The following is a 24,251-nucleotide window of genomic DNA, read 5'->3' on the forward strand; positions in this document are numbered from 1 at the left end:
ACAGAAACGGTGGTGTAAATAATAAATGCATAACAAAAGTTACAAGAAAGCAGTTGTCTTTGCTATCTGCCTTACAATGCTGATGCCTCTGGGGTCAATGGTGGTTTCTTCCACTGACGAGAGTTCAAGCCAGGCTGATTCAAGCGCCGCAGTAAAGGATACTGACAGCAGTGTCGATTCAGCGGCTGATGATACAAGCTCAGCTGACGCTTCCGACGCAGCAGCTACTGCCGATGAAAGCAGCGATAAAGCTGCTGAAGACTCAGCAGCCGATGAGAAAACAACTACTACAGCAAGCAAGGACGACGAGGTTCAGCCTATAACTGACGAAGAAGCTCTTGCAATGTGCGAAAAGATAACAGAGAACGACAAGATAGCTCTTTATCTTGACGAAGAAAACGAAAGACTTTGTCTTTATGTAAAGGCTTCAGGTAAGTATTGGTGGACTTCGCCTATAAATGTTCAGGCTGACCAGACAATTATCGACACAGTTAAGGGTACAGCAATGAAAAATGCCCAGAGAAAGCAGATCGCTGCAAGTGCCGCTATCAGAGTCGGTGACCTTAGACAGGAAAAGAGAACAGAGTCCCCTGCTCCGGTTTACTCCAACAAGGCAAAGGTAAAATGGCAGAAAAATTCAGACGGCGTTGTTGCTACATATAACTACGTTTCTGATGGTGTGAAGCTCAAGATACACTATGTTCTTGAGGACGATAACCTCTATGTTTACTGCGATTCAGATGAGATCGAGGAGAAAAACACTTCTCAGGTAGACGGAAAGGTGCTTACAAAGATCGAGTTCTGCCCTAACTTCGGCGCTGCTGATTCAACTGCGACAGGCTATATGATAGTTCCTGACGGAAGCGGTGCTGTAATAAACTACAACAACGGCAAGACCGAGTACGCTGACTATAATCAGCAGGTATTCGGCAGAGATTATACAGCCGTTCCAATAACAGCTCCAAGAACCACTCAGCAGGCTTATATGCCGGTCCTTGCAACAGTAAGCGGTTCATCTGGACTTGTTTGCGTTGCTTCTGACGGTGAGTCAAACGTTTATGCTCACGCTCAGGTATGCGGACAGGAAAAGCAGGCTTACAACACTTGTTACTTCGAGTTTGAAACAAGAAGCTCAGACTCATTCTTCATGAGCGGTGATAACTCAAACAAGATCACAGTGTTCGAGAAGAACGGAATAAAGACCGAGAGATTTGGAGTTCGTTATTATCCTGTTGATTCAGACAACGGCGAGGATCTTAACTACGCCGACTGCGCTGAGGTCTACAGAAACTACCTTATTAATAATAGGGGTCTTACAGCTAAGGCTCAGGCAAATAAGAGCGATCTTTACGTTGACCTTTATGGCGGCGTTATGAAGGATACTTCTATTCTCGGTATCCCATTCAATCTTAAAACAGAGATCACTGGCTTCGATCAGGCTTCCGACATACTTGATATCCTCAAGGACGGCGGAGTTGACAACATAACTGTCAACTATAACGATTGGACAAATGACTCTATCAAGAACAAGATATCTACAGAAGTATCTCCGTCCGGCAAGCTTGGTGGTTCAAGTGCATTTGATAAGCTTATCTCAAAGGACGATAATATGAAGATCGTTCCTTCAATGAACAACTTCAAGATGGACAGTGGTTCATGGGGATATATGACTCTTACAAGCACAGCTATCAGAGTTTCAAATGCTTATTCAAGACAGTCATCATACAGCCCGGCCTTCGGTGTTGCAGAAAAGGGAGTTTCACCTGCTCTGCTCACACCAAACAAGTACTCGAATGTGTTCACAGAAATGCTCGAGAGCTATACTGATGAAAAGCTCACTTCTATCGGCTTCGGTGATTATTCAACAAAGCTTGTTTCTGACTATTCAAAGAAGGATCCTTCAAGCAGAAGCAAGACCATGAATACTATCGTTGACGGCTATAAGAGTGCGAGCGAGAAGATCAGTACAGTATTCGCAGACGGTGCGAACTCTTACGTTCTCCCATATGTAACAAACGTTTCAAACGTTCCTGTTTACTCCAGTGGATTCAACGTAACAGATTTCGATATCCCGTTCTATCAGATGGTCATTCACGGATATGTTGATTACGCTTCAACACCTATCAATAAGAGCTCAAATTCAGATGAAACATTTCTGCTTTCACTGGCTTCAGGCTCGCAGATACACTATGATATGACATACGCTGACGCTGATACGCTTCAGGATACAGAATATGACGACCTGTATTATTCAAACTATGCAGGCTGGACAGATCTTGCGGCTAATCAGTACAAAAAGGTAAGCAGCATACTTTCAGGCGTTTCAGATTATACGATCACAAAGTATGAGCTGAGCGATGACAAGAACGTTCTTACCACAACTTATTCAAAGGACGGAGCTTCAGACGTTGTTATCAGTGTTGATAAGAAGAACGCAACAGCTACCGTAGGCACAGAGGTCTATGACCTTGCAGATTGTATAGAAGGAGGTTTGACAGAATAATGAGCGAAGAGATCAAAAACACTCCTGAAGAGATCGAGGCTGTTAAGGCTGAGGATCTTGAAGATACAGTCGAAAAGGAAAATGACGCTGAGGCTGTTACAGAAGATATTTCAACAGAGGAGATAATCGCAGAAGAGCCTGCCGCTGAGGCAGTTGCTCCTGCACCTGTGATGAAGGAAAAGAAGCACAGACTTTCTTATGAAAAAAGAAAAGGACTTTATGGCTACGGATTTATAGCGATCTGGGCGCTGGGTACTATCTACTTCTTTATCCTGCCTCTTATAGAATCTCTCATTTACTCATTCAACAAAACTGAGGTAACTCAGGGCGGAATGAAAATGTCCTTTATCGGTTGGAAAAACTATGTAAACGCTTTCCGTAAGGATCAGGATTATTCCAAGGCTCTGGTAGCAATGATCGAGAATACGGTTTTGAGAACTCCTCTTATCCTCATATTCTCTATCTTTATCGCAGTTATCCTTAATCAGAAATTCAAGGGAAGAACATTCGCAAGATCAGTATTCTTCCTCCCTGTTATCATCGCTACAGGTCCTGTTATCGACATCATCAACGGTAACATGAGCACAGGCGGATACGCAGGCGGATCTGAGCAGTTCAGCTCAATGTTCGAGGCTGACCTCGTTGACCAGTTGCTGAACTTCCTCGGTATCTACAACATCAGTGATAAGCTCACTATGATAATAAACTCGCTGACCACCGACATCCTGAACCTTGTATGGAACTCAGGTATCCAGATACTTCTGGTGCTTTCAGCACTTCAGGGTATCCCGCTCTCAGCTAAGGAAGCAGCCCAGATCGAGGGTGCAACTTCATGGGAGTTCTTCTGGAAAGTCACAATTCCTTATATCAGCCCAATGATACTTTCAAGCGTGGTTTATACAATCGTTGATTCATTCGTCGATCCACAGAACGAAGTTATGACGATCGTTCTTAACAAGGCAAGCAACTGGGAGCATGGCTACTCAGCGGCAATGGCTTGGGCATACTTCCTTATCGTAGCAGTATTCCTTGCACTTGTCGTAGCACTTGTTAATAAGTTCGTTTACTATGAAGTAGAATAAGGGGGGATTTAAGTGGCAACTAAAAAAGAAGAAAAAGAGTTCGAAAAAGAACGAAAGGCTGCTATTAAAGCCCGTTATAAGAAGATGAAAGAGGAGGGTCTTGAGAAATATCTCACCCCTGAGCAGATCAGCTATAACAGAAGAAGAAGAGCGATCGGAATGGTTTGGCCGTTCTTCAGGTTCCTTATCCTGTTTGGTCTGTGCTTCGTAATCCTCTATCCACTGATATTCATGCTTTCAACTGCGTTCAGACCAAATGAGCAGATGAACGACCCATCAGTAGTTTGGATCCCTAAGAGCTTCACACTTGATAACATCAAGGACGTTTGGGGAGTAATGAAGTTTGAAGATACTGTTGTAAACACCGTTATCCTTAACCTCGTGGCCTCTGTCCTTCAGGTTATCACCTGCTCTATCACAGGCTACGGCTTCGCTAGATTTAAGTTCAAAGGTAAGGGAATCCTGTTCGGTATCGTTGTTCTTATGATCATCGTACCTCCACAGATCACAACTATCCCACTTTACCTCCAGTATGCTTACTTCAAGCCAGCGTGGCTCGCTAAGGTATTCACACTTGGCAAATCAACATCGCTTATCAACAGCGGTTGGACAATGTATCTTCCTGCATTGTTTGCAAACGGACTTCGTGCAGGTCTGTTTATCTTCATCTTCCGTCAGTTCTTCAGAGGACTTCCTAAGGAGCTTGAAGATGCTGCATACCTCGACGGCTGCAGCCCACTGAAAACATTCCTTGTTATCATGTGTCCTAACGCAAAGTCTTCGTTCCTGACAGTATTCCTGTTCTCTATCGTTTGGTATTGGAACGACTACTATGTATCATCATCATTCTTCACACAGAACGACACTGTTGCTCTTATGCTGAAGAACCTGAATACAAACCTGACTCAGCAGCTCTTCGACGGTCAGGCGGTATCTGTAAGACAGATAATCGTATGGCTTGAAGCAGGTTGTCTGCTTTCTATCACACCTATCCTTATTATGTATGTATTTCTCCAGAGATACTTTATCGAGGGTGTTGAAAGATCAGGTCTTGCAAACTAATTTGCAAATAAGCTTATCAAAAGTCCTGCACTTCGGTGCGGGACTTTTTTTTGCGTGAAGCCCTTTTTATGTTCATATATTTAAGACTTATTAAATTTGTACATATATAAAGCAACGCAATTGTGCATATTGCTTTGAAATGTCAGGTTAATTTAGTATAATCGTGTATAGAAAAAAAACTTTTTTTTTGATATAATTATTTTGGGTGTTATTGCCCATGGTAAGTTGTTTCTAAAAATATTCAGTTAGGAGTCTGAACATGAATATAAAAGTTGATTTAAAAAAGCTTTTTGCTGCCGCAGTATCAGCGATAATGTGCCTCTCCGCAGGGGGTTGCTATCTGCTTCCTGACGAGGAGGAAGTTCTCGATGCGCCGACCGTGAAGGCAAGCGATGTTACATATTCCACAGTGACGGCAAAGAAAAAAGACCTTGAAAAGAAGATAGTCGCCACAGGCACTGTCACAGCGGAAAATCAGTATACTCTTTCTTATGAAAAGCAGAGTGGTACAGTGTCAAAATTTTATGTAAAAGCAGGCGATAAGGTCAAAAAGGGTGATGTTATCTGTGACCTTGATACATATGACCTTGACTATCAGATAGAAGAAAAACAGCTTTATCTCGAAAAAGCAAAGCTTAAAGTTGATATAATTTATGAGGGCGGCGGATCCCAGGCAGAGATAGACTCTGCTTATGTTGACGTTCAGCTCCTTGAAAAAGAGCTTGAAAAGCTTCAGGCTCAGAAGGAGGATTCAAGCCTGAAATCACCTATAGACGGCGTTGTTTCGTCACTCTCTGACGTAAGAGCAGGCGACAACGTAAATCCGGGTCAGACTATCGCAACTGTTATAGATACTTCGGCTCTTTATATCGCAATACAGCCTGACGACCTCACCCAGTATGATATCGACACAGAAGTGCAGATAAGGATAGGCGAGGATTATTATGACGGTGTTGTTTTTATGACTCCTAAAAAGCTTGCTGATTATCAGGAAGAGCAGAAAGAGGATCACAATAATGTTGACGATACAGGTATAGATTATCAGGCGGATACTATCTATGTTCGTTTCAAGGATACCGCCCCTGCGGAAACAGTGGGTCAGCTTGCAGATACGATACTTGTCCTTGACAGCGTAAAGGACGCTATCGTTATATCAAATAATCTGATAAAAAAGGTTGACGGCACAAAGGTAGTTTATGTGCTGAAAAACGGTGAAAAAACTGCCGTTGAAGTGGAAACAGGACTTTCTACAGGCTCTCAGACCGAGATAAAGTCGGGTCTTAAAGAGGGCGACGAAATTGTTATCAGATAGGTTTGAAAGGATAAGCTTATGTTCACCTTATTGTTCCGTAAAATGCGAAACACCAAATGGATGGTGCTTTGCCTGCTGATAGGCTTTGTTATGGCGTCTGCCATGATGAGCACTATCCCTATTTATATGAACGCTTCTCTGCAAAGAATGCTTGTAAAGGATCTTGAGTCGTTCCAGACAGAATATGATATCTACCCCGGTGCGTATAATACTAGCTATGGATTGAAAATGGATATCTCAGGCAGTGAGCAGCAGAAAGCTGTTGAGAATTATAATAACAAAGTGGAGGCTAAGTTCAAGGAGCTTGGTCTGCCTGAAAAGCTTGATAAGAAGTATATAAGTGACGAGTATCTCTATGTGCGTTCACTTGCCGTTTCAGATGGCAATTCGCAGGCAAGGTTCACTCTCGGCGGTATGACGGATATCTCCGACCATATCAGCATAAAGCAGGGCAGAATGTTCACTGCAGGCAAGCGTTCAGACGGCGTTTACGAGTGCGTTGCCACAGAAAAAGCCATGAAAAGCACAGAGCTTGCTATAAACACAGTATATGAGATAGCCGACGTGTTTGATGATAACAATTCAATAAAAATAGAAATCGTGGGCGTTTTTGACGTTAAGGACGAAAATGACGCATATTGGGCAGAGGGTCTTGATTCTCAGTATACAGCCGTTGTCTTTACAGATTATGACACAATGCTCGGGGATTGCGTTGATACTGGCGTTGTGAATATCACAAAGGCTGTCCATAACTATGCGGTGGATTATGCTTCCATGAATATGACTGACCTTGCAAGCACAAACGAAATGATAGCAAAGCAAAAGACCTATTTTGGTGAAAATTCCATAGGCTTTTCGATGCCTGCCTCAGATATCCTCAAGGACTATGAGAGCCGTTCATCACAGCTCCAGCTTGTTTTGTGGCTTTTGCAGATACCTGTCATACTTATGATAATATTCTATCTCTTTATGGTGTCGCAGCTCAACGTTGAGCAGGAGCGTAATGAGATAGCGGTGTTCAAAAGCCGTGGAGCAAGCCGCTTGCAGATAATGGGCATTTATGCTCTGGAATCTCTCGTACTGGGCGTTCTGACCGTTATAATAGGACCATTCGCAGGTCTTGGACTTTGCAAGGTACTTGGTGCGTCAAACGGATTCTTGGAGTTTGTCAACAGGCGTTCGCTCCCTGTTCATATGACAATAGAAGCTGTCGTCTATGCGGCAATAGCCGTGGCAGTGTTCTTTGTCACAACTATGATACCGATCGTTCCTGCCACAAAAACAACTATTGTTGAGCATAAGCAGTCAAAAGCCAAAAAGAAAAAGCACGCTCTGTGGGAAAAGGTCTGCCTTGATTTTATCCTTGTGGGCGGTTCAGTTGGCTGGCTTTATTATTACAACAAAACTCAGGAAAAGCTTGTTGCAGAGGGTGTAACAGATACCACCGCAACAGTAAACCCTATAATGTTCGTGGCTTCCACTGCCTTTATACTTGGCCTTGGTCTGTTTCTTATAAGGATATATCCTTATATAATAAGGCTTCTCGCAAGAATAGGCAGAAGAGTGTGGTCGCCTGCACAGTATGTTTCACTGACTAATATCGGTCGCTCCTCAACGGGCAGGGAAAGATTTTTGATGCTGTTCCTTGTTCTTACTGTATCATTGGGCGTGTTCTTTGCAAATACCGCAAGAGCCTTGAACAGAAATGCCGAGGAAAGCGTTGCCTATGGGGTTGGCTGCGACGCTGTTCTTACAGAGCAGTGGTATAGCAGTAAAATAGAATCTGCACAGCAGACCACTCCTCAAAGCGCATCTCAGGCAGCTCAATCAGGCACAAAGCAGACTTCCGAAGAAAGCGACGAAGAAGACACAGAAACTACCATACAGTATGTGGAGCCTGTTTTTGAGCGATTTGAAAAGCTCGCAGGAGTGGAAAATGTCACAAAGGTTTTCAGAAAAGACGACGTGACCATATCTTCAAACAAAATGAACGTTCCAAGACAGCAGACAAAGTCTGACGATGAGGAAAAGACCCGTGACGATTTCCTTGACCAAAGCGTTGACACAAGCTCAGGCAAAAGCTCAACAAGCAATGTCCAGCTTATGACCATAGTGCCAAGCGATTTCTCAAAGGTCTGCAAATTTGAGGACAGACTTCTGCCGGTTCAGTTAAATAACTACCTGAACGCCCTCGCAGAGTACACACCGGGAGTTATCCTCTCTTCAAGCTTCAAGAGCTACGGTCTGGAGCTTGGTGATACTGTAGAGTGTAAGTGGGGCGGAAACGAGCCCTTTGAAGTGACCGTCCTTGCATTTGTTGACTACTGGCCGGGACTAAGCCCTTATAAAGAGGCGAAAAACGGAGGTTATATGGACTTTGCCGTTATGAACTACGATTATGTGAACGTTCAGACAAGCATGGAGCCTTATGAGGTATGGTTCAAGCTCAAAGACGGAGCTTCTGTTCAGGAGTTTTATGACTCAATAGACAAAGCAGGCATTAAACCCCTCACCCTTGAATCTGCAAGCCAGCAGACCATAGAAAAGAAAAACGACCCTATGCTCCAGGGCATGAACGGCGCTCTCACTCTCGGCTTTATCATCATCATGGTGATGTGCATAATAGGTTTCCTTATCTATTGGATACTCTCCATAAAGAGCAGGACTTTGCAGTTTGGTATCCTAAGAGCAATGGGAATGAAGTTCAGAGAGATAATAATGATGATAGTCTATGAACAGCTTTTGGTGTCAGGCGTTGCAATATTCGCCGCTATCTTTATCGGCGGCGTAACAAGCGACCTTTTCGTACCGCTGTTCCAGAGCATCTTCGATGCAAGCCAGTCAGTGCCGCCGTTTGCAGTGATACCTGAACGCAGCGACTATCTGAAGCTTTATGCAGTTATAGGAGTAATGCTGCTTACAGCCTTTGTGGTGCTTGGCAGACTTATAAAGAAGATAAAGATAAGTCAGGCGTTGAAGCTTGGTGAGGATTGATAGGAGGAAATTTTATGACAGCTTATGAAAAGCTTACAAAATGTTATGAGTGCGTAAAAAGCAAAATAGACTTTGAGCCAAAGGTAGCCCTTGTGCTTGGCTCAGGTCTTGGCGATTATGCAAATTCCATAGACGTGAAATACACCCTCAGCTATAAGGATATAGAGGGCTTCCCTACATCAACGGTAGAGGGTCATAAGGGTCAGTTCGTTTTCGGATATGTTGGCAAAGTGCCTGTTGTTATAATGCAGGGCAGAGTGCATTATTATGAGGGCTATGCAATGGAGGACGTTGTGCTTCCTGCAAGACTTATGAGAATGTTGGGCGCAAAGGTGCTTTTCCTTACAAACGCATCGGGCGGAGTGAACGCAGGCTTCAAGGCAGGCGACTTCATGCTTATAACAGACCATATCTCAAGCTTTGTTCCTAATCCTCTTATCGGCAAGAATATCGACGAGCTTGGAACAAGATTTCCTGATATGAGCGAGATATATAACAAAAAGCTCAGGGATATCATCTCAGGTGCGGCAGAAGATCTTGACATAACCCTCCGCCATGGCGTTTATCTCCAGCTCACCGGACCGTCTTTCGAGTCCCCTGCGGAAATAAGAATGGCAAGAACTATCGGTGCTGACGCAGTGGGAATGTCAACAGCCTGCGAGGCTATCGCCGCAAATCATGCAGGCATGAAAGTCTGCGGAATATCCTGCGTTGCAAACCTTGCAGCAGGCATGACGGATAATCCTCTCACTCATGCTGAAGTTCAGGAATGTGCAGACAAGGCTGCTCCCCTTTTCAAAAAGCTTATCACAGAAAGCATCATAAGAATAGGTAAACAGCTTTAAGGTTTTGTAACAACTTTTTCAAAATAATATGTAACAAATGTGCGAAAAGGGCTGATGATGTGTACTTTTTTGCTAAACTTTGTGAAAAACTATTGACAAATCAAACGCTTTAGTTTAATATATTATTATGAAGTAAGTATCTTCAAAAAAATATCAAGAATATGGAGAGATAATCATATGGCAAAATTTTGTGGACAGTGCGGAGCTCAGCTTAATGACAATGCGACTTTCTGCACTCAGTGCGGTGCAACAATAGCACCTCAGCAGCCTGCACAGCAGACCGCTTCACCAATGGCAAATCTTCAGCAGGCAGCCAAGAATATCGACATGAACGCTATAAAGGACGCTGTTTCTGTTGAAAACATCAAAAATCTGAAAAACAAGCCTAATAAGCTCACTATCGCAGTTCTGGCAGTTCTGCTCGTGCTTGTTATTCTGGTAGTTGTTATCCTTTGCATGATATTCGGCGGCGGAAGCTGGAAAACTCCTATCAATAACGTTATGGACGTTCTCAATGACGGCGACGGTAAGGCTTATGAAGAGCTTATGCCTCCTTATTATAAGGATATGGCAGACGCACTGGACGGTATCATTGATATAAGCGACGAGGATTTTGATGAAGAGGCTGAAAAGCAGAGAGATAGACTTACAAAGAAATACGGCGATGACGCTGAGATAAGCTATGAGGTAGTTAAAAAGACTAAGGTAGACTCAGACGATATCGACAGCTATAACGAAGTTTCAGACGTTGCGTCAATACTCAGCAGCAAAAAGGCTAAGAAGTATAAGCTTACAAAGGCTTATAAGGTAAAGATCAAGTATACTATCGAAGGCGAAGACGCTGATAAGACCGACAAGACAACTGTTATTGTTGGAAAGATGGACGGCACATGGGTTCTTCTGGACGAGGGCGACCTTCCAATAAGCACAGGTTTCTAAGATATATAAACGATCAGTAACGGGCGGAGAATTTTCCGCCCGTTTTTGAAAATGCGGTGTTTGCACAATGAAAAAAATATCAGTGCTGTGTATGCTTTTGTGTGTGGCAATGCTCTTTTGCTCCTGCGGAGAGGAAGAAAGAGCGGTCCTGGGATATGAACAGCCCGTGGCGACACTTGTCACAGCGGCGCAGTATAGCGATACGCAGTCATATCTTTCCTGCTTTACCCCAGAAGCGGAGGCGGAGTATAAAAACAGCGACAGCTATAACGAAGCCCTTGCGGAAACGCTTCTCACAAGGGGCGAGGAAAAAACGGAGCTTTCTTATAAGCTCAGCAATAAAAAAGAGCTTGACAGCGACGGTTTGAAAGACCTTGAAAAAAGCTATAAGGAAAGCTATCACAAAAATGTGACTATCAAAAAAGCTGTTACAATGACAGCAAAGCTCACAGAGACTACTGACAGCGGCAAGCTGTCTGCCAGCCGTGAGATAACAGTGGTCAAAATAGAAAACAACTGGTATATTTTCGGAAAAGTTATCGAAAAATTTGATCTCAGCCAAAAGGGCTGAGGGGATCAATAATAATATGAAAAGAGGGTATTAATATGGAAAATTGTCCAAAATGCGGTCTGCCTGTTGCCGACGGTGCAAAGTTCTGCGCTGCCTGCGGAACAAGAATGCCGCAGAAGCTTATAAAGAGCAAGGTCTGCTCAGTGTGTGGAAATACACTTAATGCGGGGTCTAAGTTCTGCAACGTCTGCGGAACAGCCGTGCCGCAGGACGAAACGCCTGCCGACGAGCCTGTAGTGGACGAGAGAAATCCTGAAATGGAGTCTATCGAAGTGCCTGAGCTGCATTTTGACGATACTCCTGTGCAAAATCAGACTATTCCGCCAACGACTCCTGATATGCCGACTATGGACAGCGTTTATCTGCCTGGGCAAGAGCCTGCAAAGCCTGTTCAGCCTGCACAGCCTACAGCCGAGGAAGTTGCAATGGCTTCAAGAACTGTGGAAATACCTCAGACGCCTACAGTTGCGGAAACTCCAAACGTTGCCCCACAGCCTCAGCAGCCTGAAAGAGTTCTTACACCAGAGGGCTATCAGCAGCCTGCTCAGCCTGTGAACAATGCAATGCCGCAGATGAATCAGGGTGGACAGCCTATCCAGCCAAATCAGATGAATCAAATGAACGGCGTTACACCTGGAAAGGGTGCAGGCGCACTTGTGCCGATAATACTTATCATTCTTATACTTGCTGTTATCTGCGTTGACGTTTTCTGGCTTTTCAGAGATCAGATATTCGGCAAAAAGGACGAAAGCTCAAATGGCTGTGCAGTGGTAACTCTCACGGACGAAACTGACTATCCTGCAAACGAAGCATTTTTCTTTGAAGAATAGAATATAATGTAAAAAGGGACGTTTCAAAGCGTCCCTTTTTTTGTGTGTCAACACAGTGTTTGCGTAAAAGATAAAGGCGACCCAAGGCCGCCCATACATTTAATCTTTCATGCTCTCGATTATCTCGTTAGCTTTCTTGTAAATGACCGCAGGTTCTTCGCCTATCCTGAATTCGCCGTCCTCGTAAAGCACCTTTCCTGCGCACATCGTGAGCTTTACATTCTGCTTTGAGCCGCTGTAAACAAGGTTTTTGCCTATGTTGTTAAGAGGCTGCATATTAGGCTGAAAAAGGTCGATAACGATAAGGTCAGCCTGCTTGCCCTCTGCAATAATGTCGCAGTCAGAAAGCCCCATTGCCCTTGCAGAGCCTACAGTTGCCGCTTTCAGCACCGAGTCAGCAGGGCAGGCAGAAGCATCATCGCAAGCTATCTTCTGCAAACCTGTCATAAGGAACATTTCTCTGAACATATCAAGACAGTTGTTGCTTGCAGGGCCGTCAGTACCTATAGCAATGTTTATGCCCATATCCTGCATTTTTACGATAGGCGCAATGCCGCTTGCAAGCTTTACGTTAGAGCCTGCACAGTGAACAGCCCATACGCCCTTGTTTTTGAATATCTCAAGATCCTTGTCGCTCATGTGAACGCAGTGGAAGCCTGCACCGCCAAAGTCGAAAATTCCGAAGCTGTCAAAAAGCTCAGTTGGCGTCATGCCATATTTCTCTATGCACTCTCTGACTTCTTTTGCAGTTTCCGAGTTGTGCATTGCAACAGGCGCTTTGTATTTTGCCGCAAGCTTGCCAACGCCCTCCATAAGTTCCTTTTCGCAGGTGTATTCTGCATGGAAGCCAAGCATAAAGCTTATAAGAGGGTCAACATTGTTGTATTTCAGATAGTTGTTTTCAAGCCTTTCAAGATTAGACTTGTCACCGCTCACCGCACCGCAAAGAACAGAGCGGAAGCCGCTTTCTATGCAGGCTTTTACATAATCGTCAAGCTCAAAGTACATATCAAATGCCGCCGTACAGCCTGTTGTGAGATATTCAAGTATAGCAAGCTTCGTGAGCCAGTAAACTTTCTCTCCGTCAAGCTTTGCTTCCATTGGAAAGATCTGCTTAAAAAGCCAGTCCTGCAAAGGCATATCGTCAGCATATGATCGCAGAAAAGTCATTGCTGAGTGAGTGTGCGCATTTTTGAATGACGGCATAAGGAGATTTCCCTTGAGGTCATATTCACGTTCAAAAACCTTCCCGTCAAGCTCCTCAGCCTTAGGCTTGCCAACGAAAACTATCTTTGAGCCTTCCGTCCAGACCTCTATATCCTGCGTTTCTATGCCGTTGGCAAGGGTCATTACCCTGCCGCCGAAAAATCTTATCATGGCTCTTTATCCTCCCTTACTCTATTTCAAGAACAGCCGTCTGCTCTCCGTGGCGTGAGATAACTCTCGGCACTCTTGCAGATATTCCGCAAACTATCTCGTAGCCTATCGTTCCTGTCATTTTGCCGATATCGTCGGCGGTTATCTTTTCATTTCCCTGTGCGCCTATGAGGACAGCCTCGTCCCCTGCCTTTACGTCCTCTACCTCAGTTACATCACACATGAACTGATCCATACATATCCTGCCTGTGATAGGGCATTTCTTTCCGTTTATAAGCACATATCCCTTGTTTGAAAGCGCCCTGGGATATCCGTCTGCATAGCCTGCCGTAACAGTTGCGAGCTTTACTTTGCCGTTTGCAGTGTAAGTCCTGCCGTAGCTTACGTCAGTGCCATTGTCTATGTATTTTACCTGCGCAACAGCCGCCTTAAATTCCATAGCAGGCTTTGGCTCAAAAGGCAGAGCCTTTGCAGGGTCAGGATAAAGTCCGTAAAGTATTATTCCAAGCCTTGCAAGAGAGCTTCTCTCATTATAATAGTATACTCCGCCGGCTGAGTTGAGAAAATGCACTTTTTCAAGGTGAAGCCCCTCTGCTTCGCACTTGTCAGCAACGGCAAGTATCTTCTCTGTCTGCGCTTTTGTGTATTTCTCGTCCTGCTCTCTCAGGCTGTCGGCCACCGCATAGTGGGTGAAAATGCCCTCCAGCGCAATGTTTTCAAGCTTCGATATCTCTTTAAGCTCACCGTATATCTTGTCGGTTTCCCCGTGAAGACCTATCCTCGTCATGCCCGTGTCGATAGCGGCGTGTATGCGTACCTTGCCGTCAGCGTTTTCTGAAAGTGCTTTAGCATATGAAAGCTCTGTGCAAGCCTGAATGATGTCAAGCCTTGTGAGCCACTTAGCATTTTCAGGAGGTGTGTAGCCCAAAATGAGTATCTCGCCTTTTATGCCCATATCCCTGAGCCTGTGGGCTTCGTGTATGTTCGATACCGCAAACCAGCGAATGTCCATTTCGTTTTCAAGAAACGGAACTACCCCGTTGTCAAAATGTCCGTAGCAGCTCGCCTTTACAACGCACATTATCTCTGTTTTTTCCCCTATGAGCCTGCGGTATTCTTTCAGATTGTATTCAATGCTGTCAAGATCTACCTCAGCCCATGCTCTCTTCAAAAAATCCATTTTATTTTTCTTCCCTTTCGGTTTTATAATTGTGCCTTTGCACAAAATATTTGTCATTTTCTATTGAAAAAGATAAATCAATGTGTTATAATGTTCTTATCATGGGCATTGTGTCGCCAAATCTTTCAGGAGGCTTTGATGTGAGTAATATCATCCCCGCAGAAGAATTTTTCTGCAACCGAGATACCTCTTGCTGCTTTACAGGTCATAGGGACAGGGATCTGCCTTTCGGCGGCGATGTCCATAAGCAGGGTATGAAAAATCTCCTGAGTATGCTCGTCCTTATGATAAAGGAAGCATATAGCGAAGGCTGCCGTACTTTTATATCAGGTATGTCAAAAGGTATCGACCTGCGCTGTGCTGAGATAGTCCACAGCCTTTCGGCTCAGCCCGAATATAAGGATATGAAGCTCGTGTGCGTTCTGCCCTATGCAGGCCAGCGTACAGAGATGAAAACACCCTTGGACAGCTATACATATTCGCTTATTCTGAACTCTTGCAGTGCGGTCGTGATAACAAGCCCCAAGTATGAAAACGGCTGTTATAAAAAGCGAAACAGCTTTATGGTTGAACATTCCTCTCGTCTGATCGGGGTCATAAAAGAGAAAGCCAAAGGCTCAGGCACTTTGCAGACCATAAACATGGCAAAGCGTGCAGGCCTTACGCTGAACATCATATGCCTTGACGATAATCCTGTTTTTTATATCGACTCAGACTCAGACAGCCGTCCTATTTAGTTTACACCTAAATTGCAAATTGTTCAATAGTTTTCGAGAATTTTTCCGAAAAAGTTTATATATGAAAATATGGCGGACAGTATGCCTGCCTGTATATATTTGAAAGTAAGGAGATCAATAACATGGCTCAGACGAAAGCTCACAAGAAAAAAAGAAGATCTCAGGCTCCTATCGCTCTGGTCTACTTCATAACGATGATAATATTCCTCTTTGTTATCGGCATGCTTGCACTGTATGCCCTCAGAGAGTTTGGTGTTATCGGCAATGATGACAGCGACAGCGACGCAGGCATAAAAAGCCCGGTTTATAATACCCTTTTTGCAAGAGTGAACAGCAAGGGCGTTCTTGCAGACGCAACAGTCATAAGAGTTGCACCGGACGCAAAGAAGATAATCATAATGCCTGTTTCAGCGTTCACAGTGAGCGGAAGCCAGACAATGCGTGAGATACACGAAGAGGGCGGCATGGTGAAGCTTGAAGCAGCCGTTGCAGACACTTTCGGTATCACTATAGACAATTACGTTTCTCTCACAAATGACGCATTCGAGAATGCGGCGGATATTGTAGGCGGAATTACATATACTCCTGATGAGGAGCTTTACTATCTCTCTCAGGATAATGACGAGAACGATATCGCTATCCCAAGCGGCGATCTGACTAACCTCAGCGGTCATCAGATAAGACTTATCTGTCAGTATCCTGTTTTCAAAGAGGGCAGGAACGGTAATATGAAGTTTCTTGGAACTGCGGTGACAATGCTTATAAACAACGCTTTCCAGCAGACGAATATCACTAAGGATAATCTTGATAACTTCTATAATATATTCACCGCAAACAGCGATACCGATTGGACAAGCGCACAGTATAAGGAAGAAAAGTCATATCTCAAGGATATGCTGGATCAGAACCTTACTCCTGCAGAAGCTCTTGTGCCGGAGGGCGAGTGGACGGACGATTCTCACTTTAAGGTGTCTGATAAGTTCAAGGAGAGCGTTCAGACAATGCTCAAAGATACTGCACCGTCAGCAGCGGAGAAGTAAAAACGTAAAGGCTGAAATTTTAACAGGGGGCGATATAACGTGAAACTTCTGGTCATAATCCTTAATAAAACAGACGTGCTTGACTATTTGCTGGAGGGACTTTCAGCAGCAGGCATAAAGGGTGCGACTATAATCGAGTCGTCAGGTATGGCAATGACCCTTTCAAGACTTGACAGCAGCTTTCTCAGCGCCTCTATCCGAGGACTTTTCAGCGGCGACGAGGATAACAGAACTATCCTCTCAGTAATAAAAAATAATCAGCTCGATACCGCACGAAAGATAGTTTATAATACTGTGGGCGATCTATCTCAGCCCAATACGGGAATAATGTTCACCGTTCCGCTGGATTTCGTCGAGGGAACAGTGAAGAAACCCGTGGATAAAGAAAAAGCAAAACCTAAGGATATCCCTGAGGAGAATGAAAAGAACGTCAGTTGACGAAATGTTTACAAACTATTAACATAATATTTAATTCTTTTCATTAAAAACTTTTGAATGTCCTTGCAAAAAACTGTTTTGTGTGGTATAATAATCACAATAGGCTTTTAATGAAAGACTGGAACTTGACTTCCGGTCTTTTGGTTTTGTATGGGGCTTTTTTTCATTGCAAAGCCTGATGGCTTTGCTTTGTGAAGCATTAACGGAGGTGCTGTATGGAAGTAAAGAAAACTACGGTAGAAAAAGTAAGAGAGCTTGCACAGCCTATCGCAGACGAGCTTGGCTTTTTCCTTTGGGACGTAAGGTTTGAAAAGGAGGGAGCAACGTGGTACCTCAGGGTGCTTATCGACAAGGACGGCGGCATAGATATGGACGATTGCGAGGCTTTCACAAGACCGATGAACAAGGTGCTTGACGAGGCAGACCCTATATCTCAGAGCTATGTGCTGGAGTGCGGAAGTCCCGGACTTGGCAGAGAGCTTAGAAGACCCGAGCATTTTGAGGTCTGCATAGGCGACGTTATAAGAGTAAGGCTCATAAGACCTGACGAAAACGGTGAAAAAGAGTTCGTTGTGGGTCTTGTGGGATATGACAAGGATAAGATACTTTGTCAGAAGCTGGACGAGGATATGAACGGCGTGGAGAATGTAGAGTTCAAGCTTGCAGATTGTGCTTATGTAAAGCTCAATGACGACGCAGACCTGTTCTGAATGAAGAAATTTAATAAATATGGGCAAAGCCCGAATCAAGTGTGAAAGGATTGATCAGAAAATGAATAAGGAAATGACCAGCAAATTTTTTGAAGCTCTGACGGATTTGGAAAAGGAAAATAATATTGGCAGCGATATACTTATTGAGAAAATAAAATCAGGTATCGAAAAGGCTATCAAGAAGGATTATCCTTACTGCGAGAATATCAGAGTGGATATCGACCCTGTTACAGGAAAGCTCGATATAAGGATACTCAAGGAAGTTATGGACGTTATGTATGTTGACGACCCTGACAACGAGATCTTCCTTGACGAAGCAAAGGTCTATGACCCTAACATCAAGGTGGGCGATATGGTGGAGATACCTCTCGACCCTGCAAAGTTCGGCAGAGTTGCCGCTCAGAATGCAAAGCAGTCTATCAAGCACGATATCAAGGATTTTGAAAGAGCAAGACTTATCGAGCAGTATCACGATAAGGAGCATGAGTGCGTTTCTGCCACAGTCCAGAAGGTCGAGCCTGCTACTCAGAACGCTATACTTACTATCGACAAGAACGAAGTTTATCTTGTAAGAAACGAGCAGATACCGGGCGAAACACTCAAGGCAGGAGATATCATCAAGGTATATGTTGTGGGTATCGCAAATCCTGACAGAAAGCCTTCTATCAAGATATCAAGAACTCACAGAGAGCTTGTTAAAAGACTTTTTGAGCTTGAAGTTCCTGAGATAGCAGACGGCACTGTTGAAGTAAAGGCTATTTCAAGAGTTGCAGGCGCAAGAAGCAAGATAGCGGTTTATTCAAAGGACCCTAACGTTGACGCCGTAGGCGCTTGTATCGGTCCTAGAAAGTCAAGAATAACTTCTGTTGTGAACGAGCTTAAGGGCGAGAAGATAGACGTTATCAATTGGTGCGAAGACCCTGCACAGTTTATCGCAAAGGCTCTTGCTCCGGCTGAGGTAATAAACGTTGTTCTCAGCGAAGAGGAGGGCGTAAGAGAGTGCCGTGTTACTGTTCCTGACAACCAGCTCTCACTTGCTATCGGTAATAAGGGTCAGAACGCAAAGCTTGCCGCAGGTCTGACAGGCTATAAAATAGATATCGTATCCGAAAGCTCTGCAAAGGCTGAGGCTGCTGATGATGAAAACTAAGAAGATACCAATGAGAATGTGTCTTGGGTGCGGCGAAATGAAACCCAAGAGAGAGCTTATCAGAGTGGTGAAGTCAAAAGAGGGGGATATCTCCCTTGACCTCACAGGCAAAAAATCAGGCAGAGGCGCTTATATATGCAAAAGCGTCGAATGCTTTGAAAAAGCAAGAAAAGCAAGAAAGTTTGAAAGAAGCTTTTCCTGCATGATAAGCGAGGATATATATAACAGCATGGAGGGCGAGCTTAGGGAAAATGAATAATAAAATAGGGCTTGTTACAATGTGCAGAAAAGCAGGAAAGCTTGTAATGGGTATGGATATGGTGAAGGACGCCTGCAATACAGGCAAAGCCTGCGCAGTGTTTGCGGCAACGGATTTTTCACCTAAATCTCTTAAAGAGATAAAGTTCAACTGCTACAAAAACGGGATAAAGCTTTACAGCCTTGGCATGACAATGGACGATATCCATTTTGGCCTTGGCAAAAGAACAGGCGTTATCGCTATTTGCGAGGGAGGCTTCGCAAAGGCTTGCGCCAAAGGGCTTGAGGAGATCCCTATAGACGAAAATGAGTTTTATAGCATTTAGCATTTATTGAGGAGGTATTTTACAGCCTATGAGTATGAAAACAACTAAATATAAGCTTAGCGATATGGCTAAGGATCTGAAAGTTACAAATAACGACCTTATCGAGTGTCTTGGCAAGCTTGGCGGAGAGCCAAAGAAAACACAGTCAGTGCTTACCCCTGAGGAGATCTCTTATGTTCTGGAGTATTATACACAGAACAATCAGGTGGACAGCTTTGATGCTTTCTATGCAAATAACGTGAAGCCTGCCAAGGAAGAAAAGAAGGCAGATAAGAAGCCTGCAAAGGCTGAGAAAAAGGAGAAAAAGGCTGAAAAGAAGCCTGAGCCTAAGCCGGCTCCAAAGGCGGAAGCAAAGCCTGAGCCTAAGGCAGAGCCAAAGGTGGAAAAGAAGCCGGAGGTCAAGGCTGAAACAAAACAGCCTGCTCCTGAACAGAAGAAAAAGCAGCCAGCTCCACAGAAACCTGCAAAGAAGAAAGAGCATGGCGTTCGTCAGCAGCTTGGCGGTTTTTCTGATAAGAAAGAAGCTTCAGGCGGATATACTATCTCTGAGGATAACGATTCGTTCGGCACACAGAGAACCATCGACACAAGAGGAAGCTATATAGAGCTTGATAAGTATAACGAGAAGTATGATAACCTTGCAAACTCAAAGCAGAACAAGAGCAAGGATAACTTCACAAAGAAGCAGAAGCTCACTCAGAAATCTCAGCAGAGAAAGAAACAGCAGTTCTCACATAAGAAGGAAACTGAGAGCGAAAAGCTCCGCAGACTGGAGCTTGAAAGAGCAAGAAAACAGCAGCTCAAGGTCATGATACCTGACGAGATCGTTGTTTCAGAGCTTGCAAGCAGACTTAAAGTAACAGCTACCGAGGTCATCAAAAAGCTTATGGGTCTTGGCGTAATGGCTTCTATCAATGAGGTGGTCGACTTTGATACCGCCGCACTTGTTGCAGAAGAGCTTGGCGCAAAGGTTGAAAAGGAAGTACACGTTACAATAGAAGAAAGACTTATCGAAACTGACGAAGATCCAGAGGAGAGCCTGCAGGAAAGATGCCCTGTCGTTGTCGTTATGGGTCACGTTGACCATGGTAAGACATCTATCCTCGACAGAATAAGAAACGCTCACGTTACTGACACTGAGGCAGGCGGTATCACACAGCATATCGGTGCTTATCAGGTGGAGTATCAGGGCAAGAAGATAACATTCCTCGATACCCCGGGCCATGAGGCTTTCACAGCCATGAGAGCAAGAGGTGCGAACGTTACAGATATCGCTATTCTCGTTGTTGCCGCTGATGACGGTATCATGCCGCAGACTATCGAGTCTATCAACCACGCAAAGGCAGCAGGCGTTTCTATAATCGTCGCTATCAATAAAATGGATAAAGAAGGCGCAGACCCTGACAGAGTTAAGCAGCAGCTTACAGAGCAGTCCCTCGTTGTTGAGGAATGGGGCGGCGATGTTATCGCAGTTCCTGTTTCCGCAAAGACCGGTATGGGTATAGACGAGCTTCTTGAAAACATTCTCCTCGTTGCAGAGGTCAAGGAGCTTAAAGCTAACCCTGACAGACTTGCAAGAGGTACTGTAGTCGAGGCCAGACTTGATAAGGGTAAAGGCCCTGTTGCTACACTCCTCGTTCAGAATGGTACTTTGAAGTCAGGCGACGTTATAATCGCAGGCACTTCTGTCGGACGTATCAGAACGATGACAAACGATAAGGGCAGAAGCATTAAGGAAGCCGGCCCGTCAACACCTGTTGAGATAACAGGTCTGGGCGAAGTTCCAAGTGCAGGTGACGTTTTCAACGCAGTTGCAGACGAAAAGCTTGCAAGAGAGCTTGTTGAGCAGAGAAAGCATGAAGCTAAGGAAGAACAGTTCCAGCAGCATCAGAAGGTAACTCTCGATAACCTGTTCAGCCAGATAGCTGAGGGAGAAATGAAAGAGCTTCCTATCATCGTCAAGGCTGACGTTCAAGGCTCAGTTGAAGCCGTTAAGCAGTCACTTGAAAAGCTTTCAAATGACGAGGTCAGAGTTAAGGTCATCCACGGCGGCGTAGGCGCTGTATCTGAAAGCGACGTTATGCTCGCAAACGCTTCAAACGCTATCATCGTTGGATTTAACGTTCGTCCTGACCCTGTTGCAAAGCAGAATGCAGAGCAGAGTGGCGTTGATATCAGACTTTACAGAATAATCTATGATGCAATAGAAGAAATAACAGACGCTATGAAGGGTATGCTCGCTCCTAAGTACAGAGAGGTGGAAACAGCTCGTATCGAGGTAAGACAGGTCTACAAGATATCCAATGTTGGTACTGTAGCAGGTTCTTACGTTCTTGACGGTAAGGTGGGCAGAAATAACGAGATAAGAGTCGTAAGAGACGGTATCGTTATCGCCGAGGATAAGATGTCAAGCCTTAAGAGATTTAAGGACGACGCCAAGGAAGTTGCCGCAGGCTTTGAGTGCGGTATCACTCTTGAAAAGTTCACCGATATCAAGGAGGGCGACATTTTCGAGGCGTTCTATATGGAAGAATACAGAGATTGATAATGATGCTTACGGGACGGACAGCCGCCCCGTAAGAGCATATTTAAGCAGGAGATAAAGATATTATGGCAGGTTACAGAGCAGGACGTATGTCCGAAGATATAAGAAGAATAATATCGGGCAAAATGAGAGACCTTAAAGACCCAAGGATACACGGAGGAGATATGCTCACTATCGTCCGCTGCGACGTGGCAGGCGACGGCTCATTCTGTAAAGTGTATGTTTCAAGCTTTGAGGGCTATGAAAAGGCAAAGGAAGCCGTTAAGGGCTTTGAGTCGGCAACAGGATTTCTCAAAAGAGAGATATCAAACGTGCTGAAGCTGAAAAAATGCCCTGAGCTTAAATTTATCGCAGATAATTCTATCGAGCATTCAGCAAAGATAAACAAGCTTCTTAAAGAAGTTCTGCCCGAAGAAGAAAAAGAAGAGAAAGACGGCGAAGAGTAATAGAGGAGAAAGGATATTATGACATTTCAGGATATTCTTAAAATATTTGAAGAAAATGACAATTTTCTTATTTTAACTCATAAAAGCCCCGACGGCGATACGCTTGGTTCAGGCTTTGCCCTGTGCGCTTTTCTGAGAGATATGGGGAAAAAGGCTAACGTTGTAAATTCCGACAGCTTTCCCGAAAGATATGATCTTATCTATGAGAGCTATTACCCTCAGGAATTTGATGTGAAGTACGTTATCGCAGTGGATATCGCAGACACGAATCTTCTTGGCAGCAACCTTTCAAAGTATGCCGAGGAGGGTGCGATCGACCTTTGCATCGACCACCACATCTCAAACAAGTATTTTGCAAAGCAGTCATATGTAGAAGCAGACGCTTCTGCCGCAGCACTTATAATGTATAAGATATTCAAAGCTTCAGGCAGAAAGATATCACGTCAGATAGCGAGATGCCTTTATACAGGCATTGCAACAGATACAGGCTGCTTCAAGTATGAAAACACAACTCCGCAGGCTCACATCGCCTGTGCAGAGCTTATGTCATATGGCATAGATTTTGCTTATATCAACAGAAAAATGTTTGATGTAAAAAGCAAGGGCAGACTTATGGTGGAGCAGTCCGTTACAGCGAATATGGAGTATTACTGCGGTGGCAAATGCTCTATGATAGTGCTTACAAAAGAGCTTATGGAGAAAAGTGGCGTTGACGCTGCCGAGTTCGAGGGACTTGCTTCTATACCATTGTCCGTTGAGGGCGTGAAAATAGGCATAACAGTTAAGCAAAGACACGAGAACGTCTTTAAAATATCAGTAAGAAGCGACGATGAGATAGACGCATCAGCGTTCTGCCGTGAGTTTGGCGGCGGAGGACACATAAGAGCCGCAGGCTGTGAGATAACAGGAAGCCTTGAAGAAGTCAAGGCTAAGCTTCTCAAGCAAGCGGAAAAGGTCTTGGGCTGATGAGCTTGGATAACAGCAAGGATAATATCTGCGGCATTTTGCCTGTAAAAAAGCCCGAGGGCTGGACTTCTTTTGACGTTATCGCAAAGCTCAGAGGAGTTCTAAGGATAAAAAGATTGGGTCATTCAGGGACCCTTGACCCCATGGCAACAGGTGTTCTGCCTGTTTTCGTTGGCAGAGCCACAAAAGCCTGCGATATTATCCCCGACAGACGAAAGGTCTATACCGCAGGCTTTCAGCTTGGGGTAAGCACCGATACCTTAGACAGCACAGGAAAGACGTTAAAAACAAGCGACAAGGCAGTTACCGGAGCCGACCTTGAATGTGCAAAAAGCAGTTTTGTAGGCGATATCATGCAGGTGCCGCCTATGTATTCTGCAATAAAAGTGAACGGCAAAAAGCTCTATGAGCTTGCAAGAGCAGGCAAAGAAATAGAGCGTGAGCCGAGAGCTGTCCATATCGACAGCATTGATATAATAGAATATGACGAAGCTTCACGCAGGGGCGTAATGAAAGTTGATTGCGAAAAAGGTACTTATATACGCTCCGTTATCAGCGACATAGGTGAAAAGCTTGGCTGCGGCGGAATGATGACTTCTCTTGAGCGTTCCTATTCAGGTGGCGTCGATATAAAGGATTGCTATACCATAGAGGAGATAGCCGAAATTTGTGAGCAGGATAAGCTGCCACAAATGCTTATCCCACTTGACAGAGCCTTTGAAAGCTACGAAAAAACTACCCTTGGACAGTGGGAAACAAAGCTTTATAGAAACGGAGTAAAGCTCAGACCTGAGCAGACAGGGATAAAAGATCTGTCAGAGGACAAGCTCTACCGTGTCTACGGCAGTGATAACAGCTTCCTCGGTATCGGCGCTTTTCATGAGGGCAGCTTCAGAAGCTTCAAAAATTTCTGATAATTTGTTTTATTCGGAGGGATATT

General features: G+C 44.5%; 22 protein-coding genes. 20 read left to right on the top strand and 2 right to left on the bottom strand.

Features of this window, described 5'->3' with window-relative positions:
- Positions 1-25: 25 nt before the first annotated feature.
- From AB5Z01_RS03760 to AB5Z01_RS03800, 9 genes are all read left to right on the top strand, one after another.
- Entirely contained in the window at positions 26-2,503 is a 2,478-nt protein-coding gene (locus AB5Z01_RS03760) for a DUF5696 domain-containing protein (protein ID WP_195221391.1), read from the top strand.
- Entirely contained in the window at positions 2,503-3,585 is a 1,083-nt protein-coding gene (locus AB5Z01_RS03765) for a carbohydrate ABC transporter permease (RefSeq protein WP_242998755.1), read from the top strand. The genes AB5Z01_RS03760 and AB5Z01_RS03765 overlap by 1 nt, the downstream gene beginning before the upstream one ends.
- A gap of 12 nt (positions 3,586-3,597) precedes the next feature.
- Entirely contained in the window at positions 3,598-4,647 is a 1,050-nt protein-coding gene (locus AB5Z01_RS03770; RefSeq protein ID WP_038670186.1) for a carbohydrate ABC transporter permease, read from the top strand.
- A 259-nt stretch (positions 4,648-4,906) separates the two neighbouring features.
- The gene (locus AB5Z01_RS03775; protein WP_138336809.1) at positions 4,907-5,959 is read left to right on the top strand and encodes an efflux RND transporter periplasmic adaptor subunit; all 1,053 of its coding nucleotides are present in this window, start codon (positions 4,907-4,909) and stop codon (positions 5,957-5,959) included.
- A gap of 18 nt (positions 5,960-5,977) precedes the next feature.
- A complete protein-coding gene (locus tag AB5Z01_RS03780; protein ID WP_287214799.1) occupies positions 5,978-8,953 on the top strand; it encodes an ABC transporter permease in 2,976 nt (991 codons plus the stop codon).
- Positions 8,954-8,967: 14 nt separating this feature from the next.
- A complete protein-coding gene (locus AB5Z01_RS03785; protein ID WP_287214798.1) occupies positions 8,968-9,798 on the top strand; it encodes a purine-nucleoside phosphorylase in 831 nt (276 codons plus the stop codon).
- A 177-nt stretch (positions 9,799-9,975) separates the two neighbouring features.
- Positions 9,976-10,737: a zinc ribbon domain-containing protein gene (locus AB5Z01_RS03790; protein WP_117957342.1), complete on the top strand. Its 762-nt coding sequence runs from the start codon at positions 9,976-9,978 to the stop codon at positions 10,735-10,737.
- A 67-nt stretch (positions 10,738-10,804) separates the two neighbouring features.
- Positions 10,805-11,308, top strand: coding sequence for a hypothetical protein (locus AB5Z01_RS03795; protein ID WP_287214794.1), 504 nt, complete (start codon positions 10,805-10,807; stop codon positions 11,306-11,308).
- A gap of 35 nt (positions 11,309-11,343) precedes the next feature.
- Positions 11,344-12,138, top strand: a complete 795-nt coding sequence (locus AB5Z01_RS03800) for a zinc ribbon domain-containing protein (protein ID WP_287214791.1) — start codon at positions 11,344-11,346, stop codon at positions 12,136-12,138.
- A gap of 99 nt (positions 12,139-12,237) precedes the next feature.
- Here the strand turns inward: AB5Z01_RS03800 and AB5Z01_RS03805 are convergent, their stop codons facing one another.
- Entirely contained in the window at positions 12,238-13,515 is a 1,278-nt protein-coding gene (locus AB5Z01_RS03805) for an amidohydrolase (protein ID WP_118053465.1), read from the bottom strand.
- A gap of 16 nt (positions 13,516-13,531) precedes the next feature.
- Entirely contained in the window at positions 13,532-14,695 is a 1,164-nt protein-coding gene (gene alr, locus AB5Z01_RS03810; protein ID WP_117863591.1) for an alanine racemase, read from the bottom strand.
- A 140-nt stretch (positions 14,696-14,835) separates the two neighbouring features.
- Here alr and AB5Z01_RS03815 point away from each other — a divergent pair, with 140 nt between their 5' ends.
- The 11 genes from AB5Z01_RS03815 to truB all read left to right on the top strand — a co-directional run bounded on the left by AB5Z01_RS03815 (position 14,836) and on the right by truB (position 24,225).
- Positions 14,836-15,432, top strand: coding sequence for an SLOG family protein (locus tag AB5Z01_RS03815; protein ID WP_272125429.1), 597 nt, complete (start codon positions 14,836-14,838; stop codon positions 15,430-15,432).
- A gap of 122 nt (positions 15,433-15,554) precedes the next feature.
- On the top strand, positions 15,555-16,472 hold the full coding sequence (locus AB5Z01_RS03820) for an LCP family protein (RefSeq protein WP_022287251.1): 918 nt from the start codon (positions 15,555-15,557) through the stop codon (positions 16,470-16,472).
- Positions 16,473-16,511: 39 nt separating this feature from the next.
- Positions 16,512-16,910, top strand: coding sequence for a hypothetical protein (locus AB5Z01_RS03825; protein WP_242988935.1), 399 nt, complete (start codon positions 16,512-16,514; stop codon positions 16,908-16,910).
- 215 nt (positions 16,911-17,125) lie between these two features.
- Positions 17,126-17,620, top strand: coding sequence for a ribosome maturation factor RimP (rimP, locus tag AB5Z01_RS03830; protein ID WP_038670204.1), 495 nt, complete (start codon positions 17,126-17,128; stop codon positions 17,618-17,620).
- Between the two features lie 61 nt (positions 17,621-17,681).
- Positions 17,682-18,770 (top strand): transcription termination factor NusA, encoded by a 1,089-nt coding sequence (gene nusA / locus AB5Z01_RS03835; RefSeq protein WP_022287254.1) that lies wholly within the window; start codon positions 17,682-17,684, stop codon positions 18,768-18,770.
- On the top strand, positions 18,760-19,029 hold the full coding sequence (locus AB5Z01_RS03840) for an RNase P modulator RnpM (RefSeq protein ID WP_038672821.1): 270 nt from the start codon (positions 18,760-18,762) through the stop codon (positions 19,027-19,029). Before nusA ends, AB5Z01_RS03840 begins: the two co-directional genes overlap by 11 nt.
- Entirely contained in the window at positions 19,022-19,354 is a 333-nt protein-coding gene (locus AB5Z01_RS03845) for a 50S ribosomal protein L7 (protein WP_038670206.1), read from the top strand. The genes AB5Z01_RS03840 and AB5Z01_RS03845 overlap by 8 nt, the downstream gene beginning before the upstream one ends.
- 28 nt (positions 19,355-19,382) lie before the next feature.
- Positions 19,383-21,899 carry a translation initiation factor IF-2 gene (gene infB / locus AB5Z01_RS03850; protein ID WP_243271257.1) on the top strand — a complete coding sequence of 839 codons (2,517 nt, stop codon included), beginning with the start codon at positions 19,383-19,385 and terminating at the stop codon, positions 21,897-21,899.
- A 65-nt stretch (positions 21,900-21,964) separates the two neighbouring features.
- The gene (gene rbfA, locus AB5Z01_RS03855) at positions 21,965-22,345 is read left to right on the top strand and encodes a 30S ribosome-binding factor RbfA (RefSeq protein ID WP_038670210.1); all 381 of its coding nucleotides are present in this window, start codon (positions 21,965-21,967) and stop codon (positions 22,343-22,345) included.
- 18 nt (positions 22,346-22,363) lie between these two features.
- Positions 22,364-23,311, top strand: coding sequence for a bifunctional oligoribonuclease/PAP phosphatase NrnA (locus tag AB5Z01_RS03860; RefSeq protein WP_038670212.1), 948 nt, complete (start codon positions 22,364-22,366; stop codon positions 23,309-23,311).
- Entirely contained in the window at positions 23,311-24,225 is a 915-nt protein-coding gene (gene truB / locus AB5Z01_RS03865) for a tRNA pseudouridine(55) synthase TruB (RefSeq protein ID WP_368365336.1), read from the top strand. Before AB5Z01_RS03860 ends, truB begins: the two co-directional genes overlap by 1 nt.
- Positions 24,226-24,251 lie beyond the last annotated feature (26 nt).

The organism is Ruminococcus sp. RTP21359st1_H3_RTP21359_211015, assembly GCF_040909065.1.
Classification (GTDB): domain Bacteria; phylum Bacillota; class Clostridia; order Oscillospirales; family Ruminococcaceae; genus Hominimerdicola; species Hominimerdicola aceti.

Excerpts from the sequence above, each read along its gene's own strand:
- AB5Z01_RS03760 (WP_195221391.1), top strand. The coding sequence starts at position 26 with ATGCATAACAAAAGTTACAAGAAAGCAGTTGTCTTTGCTATCTGCCTT.
- AB5Z01_RS03765 (WP_242998755.1), top strand. The coding sequence starts at position 2,503 with ATGAGCGAAGAGATCAAAAACACTCCTGAAGAGATCGAGGCTGTTAAG.
- AB5Z01_RS03775 (WP_138336809.1), top strand. The coding sequence starts at position 4,907 with ATGAATATAAAAGTTGATTTAAAAAAGCTTTTTGCTGCCGCAGTATCA.
- AB5Z01_RS03780 (WP_287214799.1), top strand. The coding sequence starts at position 5,978 with ATGTTCACCTTATTGTTCCGTAAAATGCGAAACACCAAATGGATGGTG.
- AB5Z01_RS03785 (WP_287214798.1), top strand. The coding sequence starts at position 8,968 with ATGACAGCTTATGAAAAGCTTACAAAATGTTATGAGTGCGTAAAAAGC.
- AB5Z01_RS03790 (WP_117957342.1), top strand. The coding sequence starts at position 9,976 with ATGGCAAAATTTTGTGGACAGTGCGGAGCTCAGCTTAATGACAATGCG.
- AB5Z01_RS03795 (WP_287214794.1), top strand. The coding sequence starts at position 10,805 with ATGAAAAAAATATCAGTGCTGTGTATGCTTTTGTGTGTGGCAATGCTC.
- AB5Z01_RS03800 (WP_287214791.1), top strand. The coding sequence starts at position 11,344 with ATGGAAAATTGTCCAAAATGCGGTCTGCCTGTTGCCGACGGTGCAAAG.
- AB5Z01_RS03805 (WP_118053465.1), bottom strand. The coding sequence starts at position 13,515 with ATGATAAGATTTTTCGGCGGCAGGGTAATGACCCTTGCCAACGGCATA.
- alr (WP_117863591.1), bottom strand. The coding sequence starts at position 14,695 with ATGGATTTTTTGAAGAGAGCATGGGCTGAGGTAGATCTTGACAGCATT.
- AB5Z01_RS03820 (WP_022287251.1), top strand. The coding sequence starts at position 15,555 with ATGGCTCAGACGAAAGCTCACAAGAAAAAAAGAAGATCTCAGGCTCCT.
- rimP (WP_038670204.1), top strand. The coding sequence starts at position 17,126 with ATGGAAGTAAAGAAAACTACGGTAGAAAAAGTAAGAGAGCTTGCACAG.
- nusA (WP_022287254.1), top strand. The coding sequence starts at position 17,682 with ATGAATAAGGAAATGACCAGCAAATTTTTTGAAGCTCTGACGGATTTG.
- AB5Z01_RS03840 (WP_038672821.1), top strand. The coding sequence starts at position 18,760 with ATGAAAACTAAGAAGATACCAATGAGAATGTGTCTTGGGTGCGGCGAA.
- AB5Z01_RS03845 (WP_038670206.1), top strand. The coding sequence starts at position 19,022 with ATGAATAATAAAATAGGGCTTGTTACAATGTGCAGAAAAGCAGGAAAG.
- infB (WP_243271257.1), top strand. The coding sequence starts at position 19,383 with ATGAGTATGAAAACAACTAAATATAAGCTTAGCGATATGGCTAAGGAT.
- rbfA (WP_038670210.1), top strand. The coding sequence starts at position 21,965 with ATGGCAGGTTACAGAGCAGGACGTATGTCCGAAGATATAAGAAGAATA.
- AB5Z01_RS03860 (WP_038670212.1), top strand. The coding sequence starts at position 22,364 with ATGACATTTCAGGATATTCTTAAAATATTTGAAGAAAATGACAATTTT.
- truB (WP_368365336.1), top strand. The coding sequence starts at position 23,311 with ATGAGCTTGGATAACAGCAAGGATAATATCTGCGGCATTTTGCCTGTA.